14 protein-coding genes are annotated in these 16495 nt (G+C 65.6%); 8 read left to right on the forward strand and 6 right to left on the reverse strand.

The features are described from left to right. The first annotated feature begins 24 nt into the window (after nt 1–24). Nucleotides 25–1617: an MFS transporter gene (locus tag ACOJCM_RS08850; RefSeq protein WP_445211692.1), complete on the forward strand. Its 1593-nt coding sequence runs from the start codon at nt 25–27 to the stop codon at nt 1615–1617. 7 nt (nt 1618–1624) lie between these two features. Here ACOJCM_RS08850 and ACOJCM_RS08855 read toward each other — a convergent pair whose 3' ends face one another. Both ACOJCM_RS08855 and ACOJCM_RS08860 read right to left on the reverse strand, forming a co-directional pair. Then, nucleotides 1625–2170: a putative glycolipid-binding domain-containing protein gene (locus tag ACOJCM_RS08855; protein ID WP_445211693.1), complete on the reverse strand. Its 546-nt coding sequence runs from the start codon at nt 2168–2170 to the stop codon at nt 1625–1627. 32 nt (nt 2171–2202) lie between these two features. After that, a complete protein-coding gene (locus tag ACOJCM_RS08860) occupies nt 2203–3234 on the reverse strand; it encodes an aldo/keto reductase (protein ID WP_445211694.1) in 1032 nt (343 codons plus the stop codon). Nucleotides 3235–3332: 98 nt separating this feature from the next. Between ACOJCM_RS08860 and ACOJCM_RS08865 the strand changes: the two genes are divergently transcribed. Beyond that, nucleotides 3333–4271, forward strand: coding sequence for a LysR family transcriptional regulator (locus ACOJCM_RS08865; RefSeq protein ID WP_445211695.1), 939 nt, complete (start codon nt 3333–3335; stop codon nt 4269–4271). A 4-nt stretch (nt 4272–4275) separates the two neighbouring features. On the opposite strand, the gene ACOJCM_RS08870 is transcribed toward ACOJCM_RS08865, so the two are convergent. Continuing rightward, nucleotides 4276–4893: a TetR/AcrR family transcriptional regulator gene (locus tag ACOJCM_RS08870; protein ID WP_445211696.1), complete on the reverse strand. Its 618-nt coding sequence runs from the start codon at nt 4891–4893 to the stop codon at nt 4276–4278. A 104-nt stretch (nt 4894–4997) separates the two neighbouring features. Here ACOJCM_RS08870 and ACOJCM_RS08875 point away from each other — a divergent pair, with 104 nt between their 5' ends. After that, nucleotides 4998–5738 carry an SDR family NAD(P)-dependent oxidoreductase gene (locus ACOJCM_RS08875; protein ID WP_445211697.1) on the forward strand — a complete coding sequence of 247 codons (741 nt, stop codon included), beginning with the start codon at nt 4998–5000 and terminating at the stop codon, nt 5736–5738. 47 nt (nt 5739–5785) lie between these two features. Here the strand turns inward: ACOJCM_RS08875 and ACOJCM_RS08880 are convergent, their stop codons facing one another. Further along, nucleotides 5786–6490, reverse strand: coding sequence for an FMN-dependent NADH-azoreductase (locus ACOJCM_RS08880; RefSeq protein ID WP_445211698.1), 705 nt, complete (start codon nt 6488–6490; stop codon nt 5786–5788). A 144-nt stretch (nt 6491–6634) separates the two neighbouring features. On the opposite strand from ACOJCM_RS08880, the gene ACOJCM_RS08885 reads away from it, so the two are divergent. From ACOJCM_RS08885 to ACOJCM_RS08895, 3 genes are all read left to right on the forward strand, one after another. Beyond that, complete coding sequence (locus tag ACOJCM_RS08885) at nt 6635–7531, forward strand: LysR substrate-binding domain-containing protein (RefSeq protein WP_445211699.1); 897 nt, start codon at nt 6635–6637, stop codon at nt 7529–7531. Nucleotides 7532–7660: 129 nt separating this feature from the next. Further along, nucleotides 7661–8287: a LysE family translocator gene (locus ACOJCM_RS08890; protein WP_445211700.1), complete on the forward strand. Its 627-nt coding sequence runs from the start codon at nt 7661–7663 to the stop codon at nt 8285–8287. Between the two features lie 43 nt (nt 8288–8330). Beyond that, nucleotides 8331–8969, forward strand: a complete 639-nt coding sequence (locus tag ACOJCM_RS08895; protein ID WP_445211701.1) for a LysE family translocator — start codon at nt 8331–8333, stop codon at nt 8967–8969. Here the strand turns inward: ACOJCM_RS08895 and trpA are convergent. Together trpA and trpB are read right to left on the reverse strand one after the other, a co-directional pair. Then, on the reverse strand, nt 8962–9777 hold the full coding sequence (gene trpA, locus ACOJCM_RS08900; protein WP_445211702.1) for a tryptophan synthase subunit alpha: 816 nt from the start codon (nt 9775–9777) through the stop codon (nt 8962–8964). The genes ACOJCM_RS08895 and trpA overlap by 8 nt on opposite strands. Before the next feature lie 20 nt (nt 9778–9797). Next, a complete protein-coding gene (trpB, locus tag ACOJCM_RS08905) occupies nt 9798–11003 on the reverse strand; it encodes a tryptophan synthase subunit beta (protein WP_445211703.1) in 1206 nt (401 codons plus the stop codon). Between the two features lie 104 nt (nt 11004–11107). On the opposite strand from trpB, the gene ACOJCM_RS08910 reads away from it, so the two are divergent. After that, nucleotides 11108–12016, forward strand: coding sequence for a LysR family transcriptional regulator (locus ACOJCM_RS08910; RefSeq protein WP_445211704.1), 909 nt, complete (start codon nt 11108–11110; stop codon nt 12014–12016). Between the two features lie 79 nt (nt 12017–12095). After that, a complete protein-coding gene (locus ACOJCM_RS08915) occupies nt 12096–16460 on the forward strand; it encodes a DEAD/DEAH box helicase (protein ID WP_445211705.1) in 4365 nt (1454 codons plus the stop codon). Nucleotides 16461–16495: the final 35 nt, after the last annotated feature.

Consider the following 16495-nt stretch of genomic DNA (forward strand, 5'->3'; position numbering starts at 1 on the left):
ACCCTATGGAACAGGAGGTATGGCATGGCTTCTGCCATTGAGAAGGCTGCGAGTTCACATTACGTCCAGCAGCGGGCGGGTATGAAGGAGTGGGCCGGCCTGGCGGTGTTGGCGTTGCCTACTGCGCTACTCGGCCTCGACGTCACGCTTCTCTATCTGGCCCTGCCCGCCCTGGCGGCGGACTTGCAGCCGAGCAGTACCCAGGCGCTGTGGATCATGGATACCTACGGCTTCATGATTGCGGGCTTTCTGATCACCATGGGTACGCTGGGCGACCGCATCGGCCGCCGTCGGCTGTTGACGATCGGTGCCCTGGCTTTCGGCATCACCTCGGTGATGGCGGCCTACTCCACCAGTGCGGCCATGCTGATTGCGGCCCGAGCGGTGCTTGGTGTGGCCGGTGCAACGTTGATGCCGTCCACCCTGGCGCTGATCAGCAACATGTTCGGTGATGCACGTCAGCGTGCCCTGGCCATCGGCGTGTGGGCCACTATGTTCGCGCTGGGGATGGCGCTGGGGCCGGTAGTGGGCGGCCTGCTGCTGGAGCGCTTCTGGTGGGGCTCGGCCTTTCTGGTGGCGGTACCCGTGGTGGCTGTATTGTTGATTGCGGCGCCGCTGCTGCTACCGGAATACCGTGCCCCGCGTAGCGGCCCGCTGGATTTCGCCAGCGTACTGCTCTCTCTAGCTGCCGTGCTGCCGGCGGTCTATGGCGTCAAGGAAATGGCCAAGGCGGGGCTCGAGCCCGTACCCGTATTGGCCCTGCTGCTGGGTGGCCTGCTGACGATCGCTTTCGTACGACGCCAGCAGCGCCTGACCGACCCGCTGCTCGACATGCGGTTGTTCGAAAGCCGCACCTTCAGCGCAGCCCTGATCGTGTTGCTGGTTGGTCTTGTCGGTGTTTCCGGCGTCATGCTGCTGGTGACCCAGTACCTGCAACTGGTGGCCGGTCTTTCGCCATTGGCGGCGGGGCTATGGATGGGGCCGCCGGCCCTGATGATGGTGCTGGCGGGTATCGTGGCGCCGCTGCTTGCTCGGCGTATCCGTCCCGGTTATGTCGTGGGGGCCGCGCTGGCGCTCTCGGCGGTAGGCTACTGGCTGTTGGCAGCCGTCGGAGTGAATGCCAGTGGGGTAGGGGTGGCGATAGCCGGGTTCTCGCTGGTCTATCTTGGCCTGGGCACCATCGCCGCACTGGGTACGGACCTGGTGGTGGGTGCGGCGCCGGCGGATAAGGCCGGCTCGGCCTCGGCCATGTCGGAAATGGTCCAGGAGCTGGGTGTGGCGCTGGGTGTGGCCATGCTGGGCAGCCTGGCCACTTTCGTCTATCGCGCGCAGGTCAGTGCGATGATGACCGATGGCGTCGCTGCCGATGTAGCCGGCGTCGTAGGAGAGAGCCTATGGGCCACCGTTTCGGCTGGTGAGCGTCTTCCGGTGGGGCTGCTGCGGGAAGCCCAGCAGGCCTTTACGGCCGGGCTGAATCTGACCGCCATGGTGAGCGGCGTCGTCATCCTGGCGTTGGCGGTGGTGTCGATCGTCAGCCTGCGCCATGTCGGGGCAATAGGTAAAACCGCCCCCGGTGAATCCGCGGATGGGTGTGGTTCGTCTTGCTCTACACCATAGCGGCCGGCTAGTCGATCGTCTCGAACAGGCCCTCGTAGGTGACGACCACCTGAGCGTCGTCGACCTCCAGGTCAGCCTCGAAACCCTTGGCGATACCCAGATCGGTGTATCGCCAGCGGTTCTTGCCAAGAGCCGTATAGCGCTGGCGAGAAGGCAACAGCTGAAGGGAGGGCAAGTCCACGTAGAGCGTGGTCAACTCGCCCGAACCCTGGAGCCGTCGCATGGCCAGCGTATTGCAGAATGGCGTCGCCGATAGGTCGATTTCATCGCATTTCGCGAGATCGGAGCGGAGTTGGCCATTCACCCACCAGCCTTCGTCACTCCGCTCGATCTGCAGGGTCGCTACCGAGGGGCTTGCCAGGTGAAGCTCCAGGCGATGGGTACGCCAACCGTGGTCGAGTTGCCACAGATAGGACAAGCCGAAGGCCTCGGCGCCTGCATGCACGACCGAGGAGAGGGCTAGAATGCCATCGTTGTCGGGTTGAACGTGCAGAACCTCCAGGCCCGGCTCATCCAGGCGACGCCATTTGCGGGTCATCGATAGCGCTGACATGTGGGCACCTCATGGCTTGACTTGAGCGACGGTCAGACAGGCGTAGGATTGCGCTCGGCGAACTGGCCATTCCAGTAAGGGTAGTAAGGATAAGGCGGCGTCACGCGACTGGCGTTATCGAGCCGCCTCGCCTGCTCCTCGTCGAGCCGCCATCCACTGGCGCCCAGGTTCTCGCGCAGTTGAGCCTCGTTGCGCGCCCCGATCAGCACGCTCGAGACCGTGGGGCGGCCGAGCAGCCAGTTAATGGCAACCTGCGGGATCGACTTGCCCGTCTCTTCGGCGATGCCGTCGAGGGTATCGACGATCCGGTACAGGCGCTCGTCGTCCACCGGCGGCGCGAAGCCGGCGGTTTCATGTAGCCGGCTGTGGTCGGGAAGCGCATGACCGCGTCGAAGCTTGCCGGTCAGGCGCCCCCACCCGAGCGGGCTCCAAACGATCGCTCCCAGGCCCTGGTCTTGCCCCAGCGGCATCAGCTCCCACTCGTAGTCGCGCCCCACCAGCGAATAGTAGGCCTGGTTGGCGACGAAGCGGGAATAGCCGTAGCGTTCAGCTACCGCCTGTGACTTCATGATCTGCCAGCCGGAAAAGTTCGAGACGCCGAGGTAGCGCACCTTGCCGACGCGCACCAGGTCGTCCAGCGTCGCCATTACGCTTTCCACAGGGGTCATCGCATCGAAGTGATGCAGCTGAAGGATATCGATATGGTCGGTATCGAGCCGCTTCAGCGCCTGGTCCGTCGCCTTGAGTAGATGATGACGAGAGGCGCCGACGTCATTCGGCTCATCGCTCATGCGCAGCGTCAGCTTGGTGGAGAGTACGACGCGATCGCGCCTGCCCTTGATGGCGGCCCCGAGAATCGACTCGGAAGCGCCGTCGGAGTAGACGTCGGCGGTATCGAACAGATTGACGCCGGCCTCGAGGCAGATGTCGATGAGGCGGGCCGCCTCCTTGACATCGGTATTGCCCCAGGCACTGAACAGCGGACCCTTGCCGCCGAAAGTGCCCGTGCCCAGTCCGAGTGACGACACCTTGAACCCCGATTGGCCGAGAAAGCGATATTCCATGTTCAACTCCTGTCGATGGGTGGCCGACGAAGCATAGAGCGTTGCGCTTTCAAGTGAACCGGCTTAAAACGACAAGGACATTCAATGAAGTATTGATAATGAGCCGAATCGACGACCTCTCGCTGTTCCTGCGTATCCTCGACCTGGGGTCGATCAGTGAAGCGGCGCGCAGTCTGGATATCTCCGCGGCCGTCGCCAGCCAGCGCTTGAAGCGCCTCGAACGGGAGCTCGGCGTACGTCTACTGCAACGCACCACCCGGCAACTGCGGCCGACGCCAGAAGGAAGGAGCCTGGCCGAGCAGGGGCGGGAGGCAGTGGAGGATCTCGAGGCGCTGATGAGCGGGCTGCACCAATCGACGCGCGAGGTCACCGGCACCCTACGCCTGACGATGCCGCCCACGTTTGGTCGCCTCTATGTCTCACCGCTGCTACCCCGATTCTTGAGCCGGTATCCCAGGCTACGTCTCGATCTCGACCTGGACGATCAACGCCGGGACATCGTGGGGTCGGGGTTCGATCTGGCCATTCGCATCGGCTCGCTAACCGATTCCACCATGGTGGCGCGCCGCTTGGCCACGAATCGCCGGGTGCTATGCGCCTCTCCCGCCTATCTGAAGCGCCACGGCACGCCGCGCACCCCCGAGGAGCTGCCCCAACATGAGTGCCTGGTATTGACCGATGGGGAAGGGGAGACTGGCACCTGGCGCCTTAGGGATGCCAACGGTGAGCGGTGTACTGTCAAAGTGAGCGGACGCATCCGCTGCAGCCAGGGCGAACTCCTGCGCGACGCCGCGGTGGCCGGGCTGGGCATCGTGCAGCACTCCATCTGGCATGTATGCGATGACCTGCGGGCCGGTCGGCTGCAGCAGGTTCTGCCGGACTGCACACTTCCTGAAGCGGGCATTCATGCCGTCATGCCGCAGCGCCGCCTAGTGCCGCCGAGGGTGCGGGCCTTTATCGATTTCCTCGTCGAGCAATGGGAACCTGTGCCGCCCTGGGAACGGCACAAAGAGGGCATCAGGTATCCGTGCCGCTGAGGCACTAGGCGTTCTGTGCAGAGCCGGTAAGCGCGTCCCAGCCCGCCATGGCGCAGTCGGCGATCGCCAGCAGTGTTTCGCGCGAGGCGCCGTCGCGGGCCTGGATCGACATGCCGTGCTGCAGGGTGACGACGTAGTTGGCCAGTGCCCGGCATTCCGTCGAGGCGGGTAGCTCGCCTTCCTCGACGGCTCGTTTGAGGCGCCGCTCCAGCAGGCAGCCGTTGGCCTGACGATGCGCTTTCAAGACATCGCAGACCTTAGGGTTGGCACCATGCATCTGCGGGGCGGCAAGCACGATCATGCAGCCGCGTGGAGCGAGGCCGCGGGTGAAGGCTTCTGCCGTAGCACACAGTACCTGTTCGATGGCGGCGCGGGCCGTCGGTGCCGTTTCCACCTGCTCCCAGATACCGCTGCCTTCCGTGCTCACATAGAGCTCCACCGCTTCCTGGAACAGCGCCTCCTTGCTGCCGAAGGTGGCGTAGAGGCTGGGCGCGTTGATGCCCATGGCCCGGGTCAGGTCGGCGAGCGAGGCATTGTCGTAGCCCTGAGTCCAGAACACCTCCATGGCTCGGCGCAGAGCTTCTTCCCTGTCGAAGCGGCGGGGCCTGCCACGCTGGGGCATGTCGCACTCCTTTTTTGTATCGATGACTACAAAATATCTTGACAACCGCTCGGATGTCTAGCCATCTTGTTTTTGTATCATTCACTACATAATTGGAGCGAGACATGCAGCAACTCAACGGAAAGGTGGCGATGGTCACCGGTGGCAGCCGCGGCATCGGTGCCGCCATTGCCCGTCGTCTGGCGGCGGAAGGGGCAAGCGTGGCAGTGACCTACGTCAACGGAGAGGCCCAGGCGCAGTCGGTGGTGGACGGAGTCGCCTCAGCAGGCGGACGGGCAATAGCCATTCGCGCCGACAATCGTGACGACGCGGCGCTTAAGGCCGCCGTCGAACGCACGGTAGCCGAACTGGGCGGGCTCGATATTCTGGTCAACAATGCGGGAATCTTTCCGAGCGGGACGATCGAAGAAGCCACGCTGGAGGAGCTGGATCGCACCATCGCGATCAACTTGCGTGCCCCGGCCGTGGCGGTGATGGCGGCAGCGGCACATCTGCCGGCGGGTGGACGCATCATCACCATCGGCAGCAACCTCGCCCAGCGGGTGCCCCGGTCTGGCATCAGCCTGTATGCCATGAGCAAGGCGGGCCTGGTCGGGCTGACCAAGGGCATGGCCAGGGATCTCGGGCCGCGCGGGATCAACGTCAATGTCGTGCATCCGGGCTCCACCGATACCGACATGAACCCGGCCGATGGCGAACTCTCCGACCCCCAGCGCAGCTTGATGGCCATTCCGCGCTATAACGAAGCCGACGACGTGGCCGGCCTGGTGGCCTGGCTGGCAGGCCCCGAAGGGCGCTCGGTGACCGGGGCGGAGTTCACTATCGACGGCGGTGCCAATATATAGTGACACGCCTCACTTGCGTGCCGACCTGCGGGCCGGCACGCGGTTCATCAGGCAGGATCGGGAAGGCGAGCGGGTATTGCTAGGCTTTCCGCCAGTTCCGCTACCAGAGAACCGATACGCCGTTCGGCCTGGGCCAGCGAATGCTGCAGGCGTTCGTCGCCGAACTCGTCGTACTCCACGGCGATACCGTGCACGTCCTCGATACCTAGGTAGCTGAACACGGTGCGGATGTGTGGCTCGACATGGTTGGCCTCTGCCATGCGTTCGCCCGGCTCGTAGCCGTAGTCGCCCCGGGCGCTTAGCACCACCAGCCGCTTGTGCATGTCCGTCAGCATCGGCCAGTAGGGCAGGCCGGCACGCGAGCGGTCGAAGCCGAAGGTGCGACCGACGCGTACGATATTGTCGATATACGCCTTGAAGCCAGCCGGTACGCCGAAGTTGTACATCGGCACGCCGGCGACGATCACATCGGCCTCCAGCAGTTCGTCGACCAGGGCGTCGCTCTCGGCCAGGATGTCATGCATCCAGGGCTCGCGATCTACCGGCTTGGTGAAGGCGGCGTGAATCCACTCTCCGGTCACGGGGCGTGGCGGGTGCTGTCCCACGTCGCGGTAGAGAATGCGATCGTCGGGGCGCGCCTGTCGCCATTGCTCGACGAAGTAAGCACTGAGGCGACGGGAATGCGAGCCATGAGGATCGATTCCGGAACGACCGGGGCGGGCGCTGGCGTCGAGATGCAGTAGTGTGATCATGAACGTCTCCTGGCAAGAAAAATTCAACTTGAATGCTGCGTAGAAGAGAGGATCGGTCCATGATGCAAAGGCTGACAAACGAACATTTTTAGTGGAATGAAAAAGCTGAGCTTGTCCATGAAAGCATTTTCATGAGGAGATGCCGTGAACCGACGCACGTTGCCGCTCTCCCAGTTGCGCGCCTTCGAAGCAGCAGCGCGCCACCAAAGCTTCAAGCAGGCCGCCGAGGAGCTGGCCGTGACACCGGCGGCCATTAGCCATCAAGTGCGCGAGCTGGAAGCGTTGCTGGGTGTAGCCCTGTTCGAGCGGCGTATCCGTCAGGTGATGCCGACGCCAGCGGCGGAGCGTCTTTACCCGGTGCTGCATCGCGGCTTCGATGCCTTCGGTGACGCGCTCGAGGCGCTGCGTGAGCAGGGCGATGGCGGCAGTGTCACGCTCTCCTGCACCTCGGCCTTCGCCAGCCAGTGGCTGTTGCCGCGGCTGGCCGACTTTCATGCCCAGTGTCCCGATATCGACCTGCGCATCCACGCCAGCGAGGCGCCACTGGATCTATCGCGCGGTGCTTCGCTGGCGATTCGCTACGGCATGGGACCTTATCCGGAGCATGAGGCGGAAGTGCTGGCCGAGGACAGCTTTGCCCTGGTAGCCAGTCCGCAGTTGGGGCTAACCGGTTATGAAGACCTCAAGACGGTTCGACATATCGTCTTCGACTGGCACTGCTCCACGCTGGGCCTGCCGTCGTGGCATCACTGGTGCCAAGCCGCGGGTTTCAATATCGTCGACTTGGGAGTGAGCCTGACCTTCTCCGACGAGAGCCATGCCATCCAGGCCGCCATCGCCGGCCAGGGTGTGGCGTTGCTGAGCCTGACCCTGGTGAAGGCGGAGCTCGAACGCGGCGTGCTGCAGGTGCCCTTAGGGCCAAGGCTGCCGGGGCTGCGCTATCAACTGGTTCGGCATGGCCGCTTCGCCGATCACGCCGCCCTTGAACGGGTGGCCGAATGGCTGCGGGGGGCCTTTGCTAATCAGGGGGCTATGGGCTGAGTGTCCTCCGTGGAGCCTGTTCGCATGCTCGCACTTGCCGGGTAGGACGGGACCGGGCATCGTGTTAAATGTGCCGGCATGACAGCTCGCGTGACGTCGATCCGGCCCCGCCAATGAGAGGCAACGCAAATGAATATCGAGCTATGGCTGGCCTTCGTGGCCGCTTCCGCCGTGATGCTGGCGATTCCTGGGCCGACGATCCTCACCGTGATGAGCTACTCGCTGGCCTCGGGGCGGCGCGCCAATTTGCCGCTGGTTGCCGCCGTCGCCCTGGGTGATTCCACGGCCCTGGCGATGTCACTCCTGGGCTTGGGTGCCCTGCTGGCCACCTCGGCGTTCTGGTTTACCGCGGTCAAATGGGTCGGGGGTCTCTACCTGCTCTACCTGGGGATCAAGCTGTTGCGTGCCGGGGCGAGTACGAGCGTCGTGCTGACTCCGCCGGAGGCCGTCTCGCGCTGGAAGCTATTCGGCAACACTTACTTGGTCACGGCGCTCAATCCGAAGGGCATCGTGTTCTTCGTGGCCTTCCTGCCGCAGTTTCTCAATCCGCAGATGCCGGTCACGCCGCAATTGTGGGTGCTGGCCGCGACCTTTGTCACACTGGCCACGCTGAATGCCGCCCTCTACGCCCTCTTTGCCGCTTCCGCCCGTCGCCTGTTGTCCACGCCGCGTGCCCAGCGCGGCTTTCATCTGGCGGGCGGATCGCTGCTTTCGGCCGCCGGGGTGTGGGCGCTGTTGGCCAGACGGCCGGCCTGAGCAATAGCCGGAGCCGAATGCTCCGCTCGATAAGGAGAACGCCGTGATACCGCTTTCCGATCTGCTGCTTTTCGCCATGGCCGCCCTGGTCGTGGTGCTGACGCCGGGTCCGAACATGATCTACCTGATCTCGCGCTCGATCTGCCAGGGGAGAGCGGCGGGCGTGATCTCACTTTTTGGTGTGCTGGCCGGCTTCCTGGTACACATGCTGGCGGCGGCCGTCGGTCTGACCGCACTATTCCTGGCCATCCCCCTGGCCTACGAGATTCTCAAGTGGCTCGGTGCCTTGTACCTGCTCTTTCTGGCGTGGCAGGCCGTCAGGCCCGGTGCGCGTTCACCCTTCGAGGCGCGCACGCTTCCTGTGGATCGGCCTCGCAAGCTGTTCCTGATGGGTTTTCTGACCAACTTGCTCAACCCCAAGATCGCCGTCTTCTACCTGGCGATCTTCCCGCAGTTCGTCTCGCCCGAGCATGGCCCCGTCTTTCTCCAGAGCCTGGTGCTGGGCTTCACCCAGATCGGCGTGAGCTTCACGGTCAACCTAGGGATTGCCTTGTCGGCGGCGGGCATCGCCACTTGGTTCCAGCAGCGCCCCACCTGGTTGGCCGTGCAGCGCTACGTCATGGGCGGCGTACTGGCCGGCATGGCAGCCAAACTGGCTGCGGAGCCGCGTCACATCAGCTAATCCGACGGATGCCTTCGGCCAGTTCACGCACCAGGCCATGAACCCCTTCAACAGCGCCACGCCGGGTCTCGGCGCTTTCAATGCGCTCTACCAGGGCCGAGCCGACGACCACGGCGTCGCTGAACCGGCCGATCGCTGCCGCCTGTTCGGCGTTGCGAATGCCGAAGCCGACGGCAATCGGCAAGCGGCTATGCTCGCGTAGGCGGCCTACCATGCGCTCGACATCGTGAAGTGCCGGGGCGAGCCCACCGGTAATGCCATTCACCGAAACGCAATACAGGAAGCCCGAGGCACTCTCCAGCACCCGGGGGAGCCGCTTGGCGTCGGTGGTCGGCGTGGCGAGGCGAATGAAGGCACTACCGTGCTCCCTGGCGGGCAGGCACAGCTCGTCGTTATGCTCGGGCGGCAGGTCGACGACGATCAAGCCATCGACACCGGCGCGGGCGGCATCCTTCAGGAAGCGCGCCACGCCGTAGCGGTGGATGGGGTTGTAATAGCCCATCAGCACCAGCGGCGTTTGCGTATCCTGACGGCGGAAGGCGTGGACCAGCTCGAGCGTTCGGGTCATGTTCTGCCCGCCCTCGAGGGCGCGTAGCGCTGCCTTCTGGATCGTGGGGCCGTCGGCCATGGGATCGCTGAACGGCATACCGAGCTCAATCATGTCGGCGCCAGCCGCCGGCAGTCCTTTCAGGATTTCAAGCGAGGTCTCGACGTCGGGATCGCCAGCGGTGACGTAGGTCACCAGGGCAGGCCTCTTGGCCGCCTCGAGCGCGGCAAAGCACTGGTCGAGGCGAGTGGCGTTATTCATGGGAATTTCCTTGGCGGCGTTCATTGAAAATTCTCACCGAGACGCTGGGCGACGCTCATCATGTCCTTGTCGCCACGTCCGCTCAGGTTGACCACCATGAGATGGTCGCCGGGCAACGTCGGTGCGCGCTTGGCGACCTCCGCCAGGGCGTGGGCCGATTCCAGTGCCGGGATGATTCCCTCCTGACGGCAGCAGCTCTGGAACGCCTCGAGCGCTTCGTCGTCGGTGATCGAGACGTACTCGACGCGTCCCCGTTCATGCAGCCAGGCATGTTCCGGGCCGATACCGGGGTAATCGAGCCCGGCGGATATCGAGTGGGCATCGATGATCTGGCCATCCTCATCCTGCAGCAGGTAGGTGCGGTTGCCATGCAGTACGCCGGGTACGCCGCCGATGAGGCTCGCCGCGTGCAGGCCGGTGTCGAGGCCCTTCCCGCCGGCTTCGACACCGACCATCTTGACCGTTTCGTCGGCAAGAAAGGGGTGGAACAATCCCATGGAGTTCGAGCCACCGCCGATGCAGGCAACGAGGGAGTCGGGCAGACGCCCCTCCTTCTCGAGGATCTGCGCGCGGGTTTCGCGCCCGATCACCGCCTGGAAGTCACGCACCATGGCGGGATAGGGGTGCGGCCCGGCCACGGTGCCGATGATGTAGAAGGTGTCATCGATATGGGTGACCCAGTCGCGCAGCGCCTCGTTCATTGCATCCTTGAGCGTGCCGGTACCCGTGGTGACCGGGATGACCTCGGCGCCAAGCAGCTTCATGCGGAACACGTTGGGTTGCTGGCGTTCGATATCGGCCGAGCCCATGTAGACGACACAGGGCATGCCGAAGCGTGCCGCGACAGTGGCGGTGGCGACGCCGTGCATGCCGGCACCCGTTTCGGCAATGATGCGCGTCTTTCCCATACGCCTGGCGAGCAGGATCTGGCCGATGCAACTGTTGATCTTGTGCGCGCCCGTATGGTTGAGCTCTTCGCGTTTGAGATAGATTTTCGCGCCGCCAAAGTGCTCGGTCAGGCGCTCGGCCAGGTAGAGCGGGCTGGGCCGGCCAACGTAATCGCGCTGGAAGTAGGCGAGCTGGCGCTGAAATTCGCTGTCCTGCCGGGCCGTATCGTATTCGGTCTGAAGCTCGGTAATCAGCGGCATCAGCGTCTCGGGGACGAAGCGTCCGCCGAAGCGGCCGAACATGCCTTGGGCATCGGGCAGCATCGAAGGGTCGGTCATGGAGAGCCTCGAAGTGTCAGGGAACATTCGACGAAGCTAGCGCAGACAGGCGGCACGGAAAATCGATATGATGGCTGCTATATGTGAGCCAGAGTCACAGGTCGATGCTTCATTCCATGCCTTCCCTCAGCGCCCTGCGCGCCTTCGAGGCCACCGCGCGGTTGGGCAGCGTCACGGCTGCTGCGCATGAACTCAGCGTGACGCACGGCGCGGTCAGTCGTCAGCTGCGTAGCCTGGAAGAACACTTCGGCGTAGCGCTGTTTGCCAAGGCGGGACGAGGCCTGGAGCTCACGAGTCACGGGGAGCGGCTACAGCACGGCGTTGGCGAGGCATTTGCCCGCTTGCGAGACAGTTGCGCGCAGTTGAAGCGTGACGTCGAGGGGGCGCCATTCATCCTGGCCTGCCCGGGCAGTCTCCTGGCACGCTGGCTCATTCCCCGGCTCGATCATCTGAATCGTGAACTGCCCGAACTCAAGCTGCATGTCGTCTCCAGCGAGAGCGAAGCTACCCCTGGAAGGGACGAGGTCAGCGCGACGCTGACTTTTGCGGAACCGCCTTGGCCGGCCGGTGTGGAGGTGGTCGAGCTGGCCGCGGAGCACATCTGCGCGGTAGCGAGCCCGCAGCTGGCCACTCGATTCGATCCGGCGCAGCCGGCGACGCTGTTCAACGCCAAGCTGCTGCATACCGCCTCGCGGCCGCAGGCCTGGCCGCAGTGGGCCGGCGCTCAGGCACTCGATCAGGCGCGTCTCGACCGGGCGCTGGCCGAGGGGCAGGGCTTCGATCATCTCTATTATCTGATCGAGGCGGCGGTGGCGGGGTTGGGCATAGCGATCGCACCCCGGCTGTTGGTCGAGGATGACCTGCGTATGGGGCGGCTCGTTGCCCCGTGGGGGTTCGTCGAGACACCCGCTCGGCTGTGCCTGTGGCATTCTTCAGGTGGCGACCGGCGGCGCAGCGAGCGGCTCATCCAGTGGCTCAAACGTGAGCTCGGCGACATGCTCTTGTCGCTGTAAGTGACCTCTCCCCGGGAAGATCATCGCGTTTCGACCGTCCCTCGATTACGTTGTAGGAAAGCGATAGTCCGGAGCGCCCATGCCGCTCGATGTCTTTCATCCCGCTGTTAGTGACTGGTTCGAACGCGATCTCGGTGCGCCCACCGAGGTCCAGGCGCGCGCCTGGCCGGCCATTGGCGCGGGCGGCCACGTGCTGATCGCCGCGCCAACCGGTTCGGGCAAGACGTTGGCAGCGTTTCTTGCCGCCATCGATGCCCTGGTGCGCCGCGGGCTCGAGAGCGAACTGTCCGATGAAACGGTGGTGCTCTACGTGTCGCCGTTGCGCGCGCTTTCCAACGACATTCAGCGCAACCTGCAGCTGCCCATCGCCGGTATCGGCGAGGGGCTGAAGGCCGAGGGTCAGGAAGCCCCAGAGATTCGTGCCTGGGTGCGCACCGGCGATACCTCGTCGTCGGAGCGTGAGCGCATGCGCAAGCGCCCGCCGCATATTGTGGTCACCACGCCGGAATCGCTCTACGTGTTGCTGACGTCCGAGTCGGGGCGTCGCATGCTGACGAGCGTGCGCACGGTGATCGTCGACGAGATCCATGCGGTGGCCGGTACCAAGCGCGGCTCGCACCTGGCGCTGTCGCTGGAGCGTCTGGCCGGGCTGACGGCAACGCCGCCACAACGCATCGGGCTCTCGGCGACGCAGAAGCCGGTCGAGGCGGTGGCGGCATTTCTCGCTGGCGGCGCCGACTGCACCATCATTGACACCGGCCACGTACGCGAGCGCGACCTGGCCATCGAAGTCACCGGCTCGCCGCTTACCGCGATCATGGCCAACGAGGTGTGGGAGGAGGTCTACGACCGCCTGGCGGCGCTGGTGCGCGAGCATCGCACTACGCTGATCTTCGCCAATACCCGGCGGGTCTGCGAGCGGGTGGCGCGCTATCTGGCCGACCGCCTGGGCGAGGCGTGGGTGACCTCGCACCACGGTAGCCTGGCCCGCGAGCACCGCCTGGCGGCGGAACAGCGTCTCAAGCAGGGTGAGTTGCGCGCGCTGGTGGCCACCGCCTCGCTGGAACTCGGCATCGACATCGGCGAGGTGGACCTGGTCAGTCAGCTCGGCTCGCCGCGCTCGATGTCGGCTTTCCTGCAGCGCGTGGGGCGCTCCGGCCACGGGGTGGGGCGTGTGCCCAAGGGGCGGCTGTTCCCGCTGACCCGCGACGACCTGGTGGAATGCACGGCCCTCATGGGTGCGGTGCAGGCAGGCGAGCTCGACCGGCTACACATCCCCGAAGGGCCGCTCGACGTGTTGGCCCAGCAGATCGTCGCCGAGGTTGCCGGGGCGGGGGAGACCGACGAGGCTGAACTGTTCGGGCGGATAAAGGCGGCCTGGCCTTACCGCGCGCTGACTCAGGAGAGCTTCGATAACGTGGTGCAGATGCTCGCCGACGGCTACACCACCCGACGCGGGCGGCGCGGCGCCTACCTGCACCGCGACCGGGTCAACGGCCGCCTGCGCCCACGACGCAATGCGCGGCTGGTGGCACTGACCAATGGCGGGGCGATTCCCGACCACTTCGACTACGACGTGATCCTGCAGCCCGAGGAGATTCGTGTCGGTACCGTCAACGAGGACTTCGCCTTCGAGAGTATGCCGGGCGACATCTTCCAGCTCGGCAACCAGGCCTACCGCATCCTGAAGCTCGCCACCGGCAAGCTCTTCGTGGAGGATGCCCGCGGGGCACCGCCGAGCATTCCGTTCTGGTTCGGCGAGGCGCCGGCGCGAACCGCGGAGCTCTCGCAGGCGGTGTCGCGGCTGCGTGAGGGTATCGATCGGCAGCTGGCCGAGGGCGACGAGAGCGATGCCCAAGCGTGGCTGGAAAACGAGTACGCCCTGGTGCCCGCCGCGGCCGAGCAGTTGGTGCGCTATCTGGCCGTGGCACGGGCTGCGCTAGGCGTTATCCCTTCCCAGCAGCACCTGGTGCTGGAGCGCTTCTTCGACGAGGCCGGCGACATGCACCTGGTGCTGCACTCGCCGTTCGGCTCCAAGCTCAACCGCGCCTGGGGCCTGGCGCTGCGCAAGCGTTTCTGTCGCAAGTTCAACTTCGAGCTGCAGGCGGCGGCGCTGGAGGACAGCATCGTGCTGTCGCTGGGCCCGACCCACAGCTTTCCCCTCGACGAGGTGTGGACCTACCTCAACAGCAAGACGGTGCGCGAGGTGCTGATCCAGGCGCTACTCGACGCGCCGATGTTCGGACTGCGCTGGCGCTGGAACGCCTCGGTGGGGCTCGCCGTGCCGCGCACGCGCAATGGCAGGCGCCGACCGCCGCAATTGCAGCGCCAGGATTCCGAGGACCTGCTCTCGGTGGTGTTCCCCGATCAGCTCGCCTGCGCCGAGAACCTGGCCGGGGCACGCGAGCTGCCCGACCACCCGCTGGTCAACCAGACCCTGCATGACTGCCTGACCGACGCCATGGACATCGACGCCCTGGAGCGGCTGCTGGCTCGCCTGGAAGCCGGCGAGATCGCCGTCAGCGGGCGCGACCTGGCGGTGCCTTCGCCGCTGTCGGAAGAGGTGGTCAACGCACGCCCCTACGCCTTCCTCGACGACGGCGCCCAGGAGGAGCGGCGCACCCTCAGCGTGCGCACCGGAGATATGCTCGACGTGGCCGATGCTGCGGCTTCAGCGCGTTACGCCCCCGAGGTGGTGGCCCGGGTGCGCGAGGAGGCCTGGCCTGTACCGCGCGATGCCGACGAGCTGCATGACGCGCTGGTCATGAGCGGCTTCATCGCTGAGCACGAGACCGAAGACGACTGGCGGCCCTGGTTCGACACCCTTGCCGCCACCCGGCGCACCACTGTCATCAGACCACCCGGCGGTGAGCCGCTGTGGGTGGCGGCGGAGCGGTTGGGCGAGCTGCTGGCGCTCCATCCCGAGGCCCCCTTCGAGCCACCTGTTGAAGCCGTGGGCGAGGGCCCGGCAACCCCCGACGAAGCGTTGCTTGAACTGGTGCGCTCACGCCTGGAAACGCTGGGACCGGTCACGGCGGCAAGCCTGGCTGCGCCCCTTGGCGTCACACTGGAGCGCACCATGGCCGCGCTGGCGCTTCTCGAAGTGGAAGGCTTCGTGCTGCAGGGTGCGTTCCTGGGCCGCAGCGAGGTGGCTTGGTGCGAGCGGCGCCTGCTGGCGCGCATGCACCGTTACGCCATCGATCGCCGCCGTGCCGAGATCGAACCGGTGAGCATCCAGCACTACCTGCGTTTCCTGCTCGACTGGCACGGGCTCGTCGAGCGTACTGAAGGCCCCGAGGCGCTGGCCGGGGCAGTGGAGCGCCTGGAGGGCTTTCCGGTGGCGGCAGGCGCCTGGGAGAGCGAGGTACTGCCGGCGCGGGTGGCCGACTTTACCCCTCATATGCTCGATCAGTTGCTCGCTAGCGGGCGCTTCATCTGGCTTCGCCTGCTGCCGCCGCGGCTTGCCGAAGGCGATGAGCGCCAGCGCCCGGGGCCGCTGCGCAATACGCCGGTGGCGCTCATCGAACGTCAGGCGCTGGCTGACTGGCGGCAGGCCGCCCCGGCACCGGATGTCGAGGCGCTGCCGCTCTCCGGCGGCGCACGCCGTGTCCTCGAGGCGCTGCAAGGCGGCGGAGCGATGTTCTTCGCCGACCTGCTCGGCCCCACGCGCATGCTGCGCACACAAGTCGAGGAGGCGCTGGGTGAGTTGGCTTCATGGGGCCTGGTCACTTCCGACAGCTTCACCGGCCTGCGCGCGCTGATCGCCCCGGCCAGCAAGCGTCCGCCGATCGCCGCGAGCGGTAGGCGGCGGCGGCGTTACGCACCGGGGGTGGATGCCGCCGGGCGCTGGTCATGGCTGCCCGCACCTGAACGAGATGAGCCTGTCGCGAAGCGCCGCATCAGTACCGACCTCGAAAGCCTGGAGCACATCGCCTGGATACTGCTGGAGCGCTACGGCGTGGTGTTCCGCCGCGTGTTGGAGCGCGAGCCGGCGCTACCGCCGTGGCGCGAGCTGCTTTACGTCTATCGACGGCTGGAGGCGCGGGGCGAGATTCGCGGCGGCCGCTTCGTACAGCAGTTCGCCGGTGAGCAGTTTGCCCTGGCCGAAGCCGTGGGCGCGCTCAAGGCCATGCGCCGGCACGAGCCCGACGGCACCCGTGTAGCCGTTTCCGCCGCCGATCCGCTCAATCTGGTGGGCATCCTTGCACCCGGCACGCGCCTGCCGGCGGTATCGGGCAATCGCCTCCTTTATCGCGACGGCGTGCCGGAGGCGGTACTGCAGAACGGCGAAGTGCATTTTCTGGAAACCTTGCCCGCCGAGGAGAAGTGGCAGGTACAGCAACTGCTGCGTCGCGGGCCCGGCCATCTTCTCCCTGCCTCGGCACCATCCGCCAGCGACGATACTCGCCCGGGCGCGCAGGGCCGTATGGCAGAGTCCAAATGAATCAGCCCCCGGCGCCTGAGGCGCCGGGGGCTGCG

This window comes from Billgrantia hypersalina (assembly GCF_052584175.1).

What these genes read in the sequence shown, in the direction of transcription:
- ACOJCM_RS08850 (WP_445211692.1), top strand. Translation starts at nt 25, where the DNA reads ATGGCTTCTGCCATTGAGAAGGCTGCGAGTTCACATTACGTCCAGCAG.
- ACOJCM_RS08855 (WP_445211693.1), bottom strand. Translation starts at nt 2,170, where the DNA reads ATGTCAGCGCTATCGATGACCCGCAAATGGCGTCGCCTGGATGAGCCG.
- ACOJCM_RS08860 (WP_445211694.1), bottom strand. Translation starts at nt 3,234, where the DNA reads ATGGAATATCGCTTTCTCGGCCAATCGGGGTTCAAGGTGTCGTCACTC.
- ACOJCM_RS08865 (WP_445211695.1), top strand. Translation starts at nt 3,333, where the DNA reads ATGAGCCGAATCGACGACCTCTCGCTGTTCCTGCGTATCCTCGACCTG.
- ACOJCM_RS08870 (WP_445211696.1), bottom strand. Translation starts at nt 4,893, where the DNA reads ATGCCCCAGCGTGGCAGGCCCCGCCGCTTCGACAGGGAAGAAGCTCTG.
- ACOJCM_RS08875 (WP_445211697.1), top strand. Translation starts at nt 4,998, where the DNA reads ATGCAGCAACTCAACGGAAAGGTGGCGATGGTCACCGGTGGCAGCCGC.
- ACOJCM_RS08880 (WP_445211698.1), bottom strand. Translation starts at nt 6,490, where the DNA reads ATGATCACACTACTGCATCTCGACGCCAGCGCCCGCCCCGGTCGTTCC.
- ACOJCM_RS08890 (WP_445211700.1), top strand. Translation starts at nt 7,661, where the DNA reads ATGAATATCGAGCTATGGCTGGCCTTCGTGGCCGCTTCCGCCGTGATG.
- trpA (WP_445211702.1), bottom strand. Translation starts at nt 9,777, where the DNA reads ATGAATAACGCCACTCGCCTCGACCAGTGCTTTGCCGCGCTCGAGGCG.
- trpB (WP_445211703.1), bottom strand. Translation starts at nt 11,003, where the DNA reads ATGACCGACCCTTCGATGCTGCCCGATGCCCAAGGCATGTTCGGCCGC.
- ACOJCM_RS08910 (WP_445211704.1), top strand. Translation starts at nt 11,108, where the DNA reads ATGCTTCATTCCATGCCTTCCCTCAGCGCCCTGCGCGCCTTCGAGGCC.
- ACOJCM_RS08915 (WP_445211705.1), top strand. Translation starts at nt 12,096, where the DNA reads ATGCCGCTCGATGTCTTTCATCCCGCTGTTAGTGACTGGTTCGAACGC.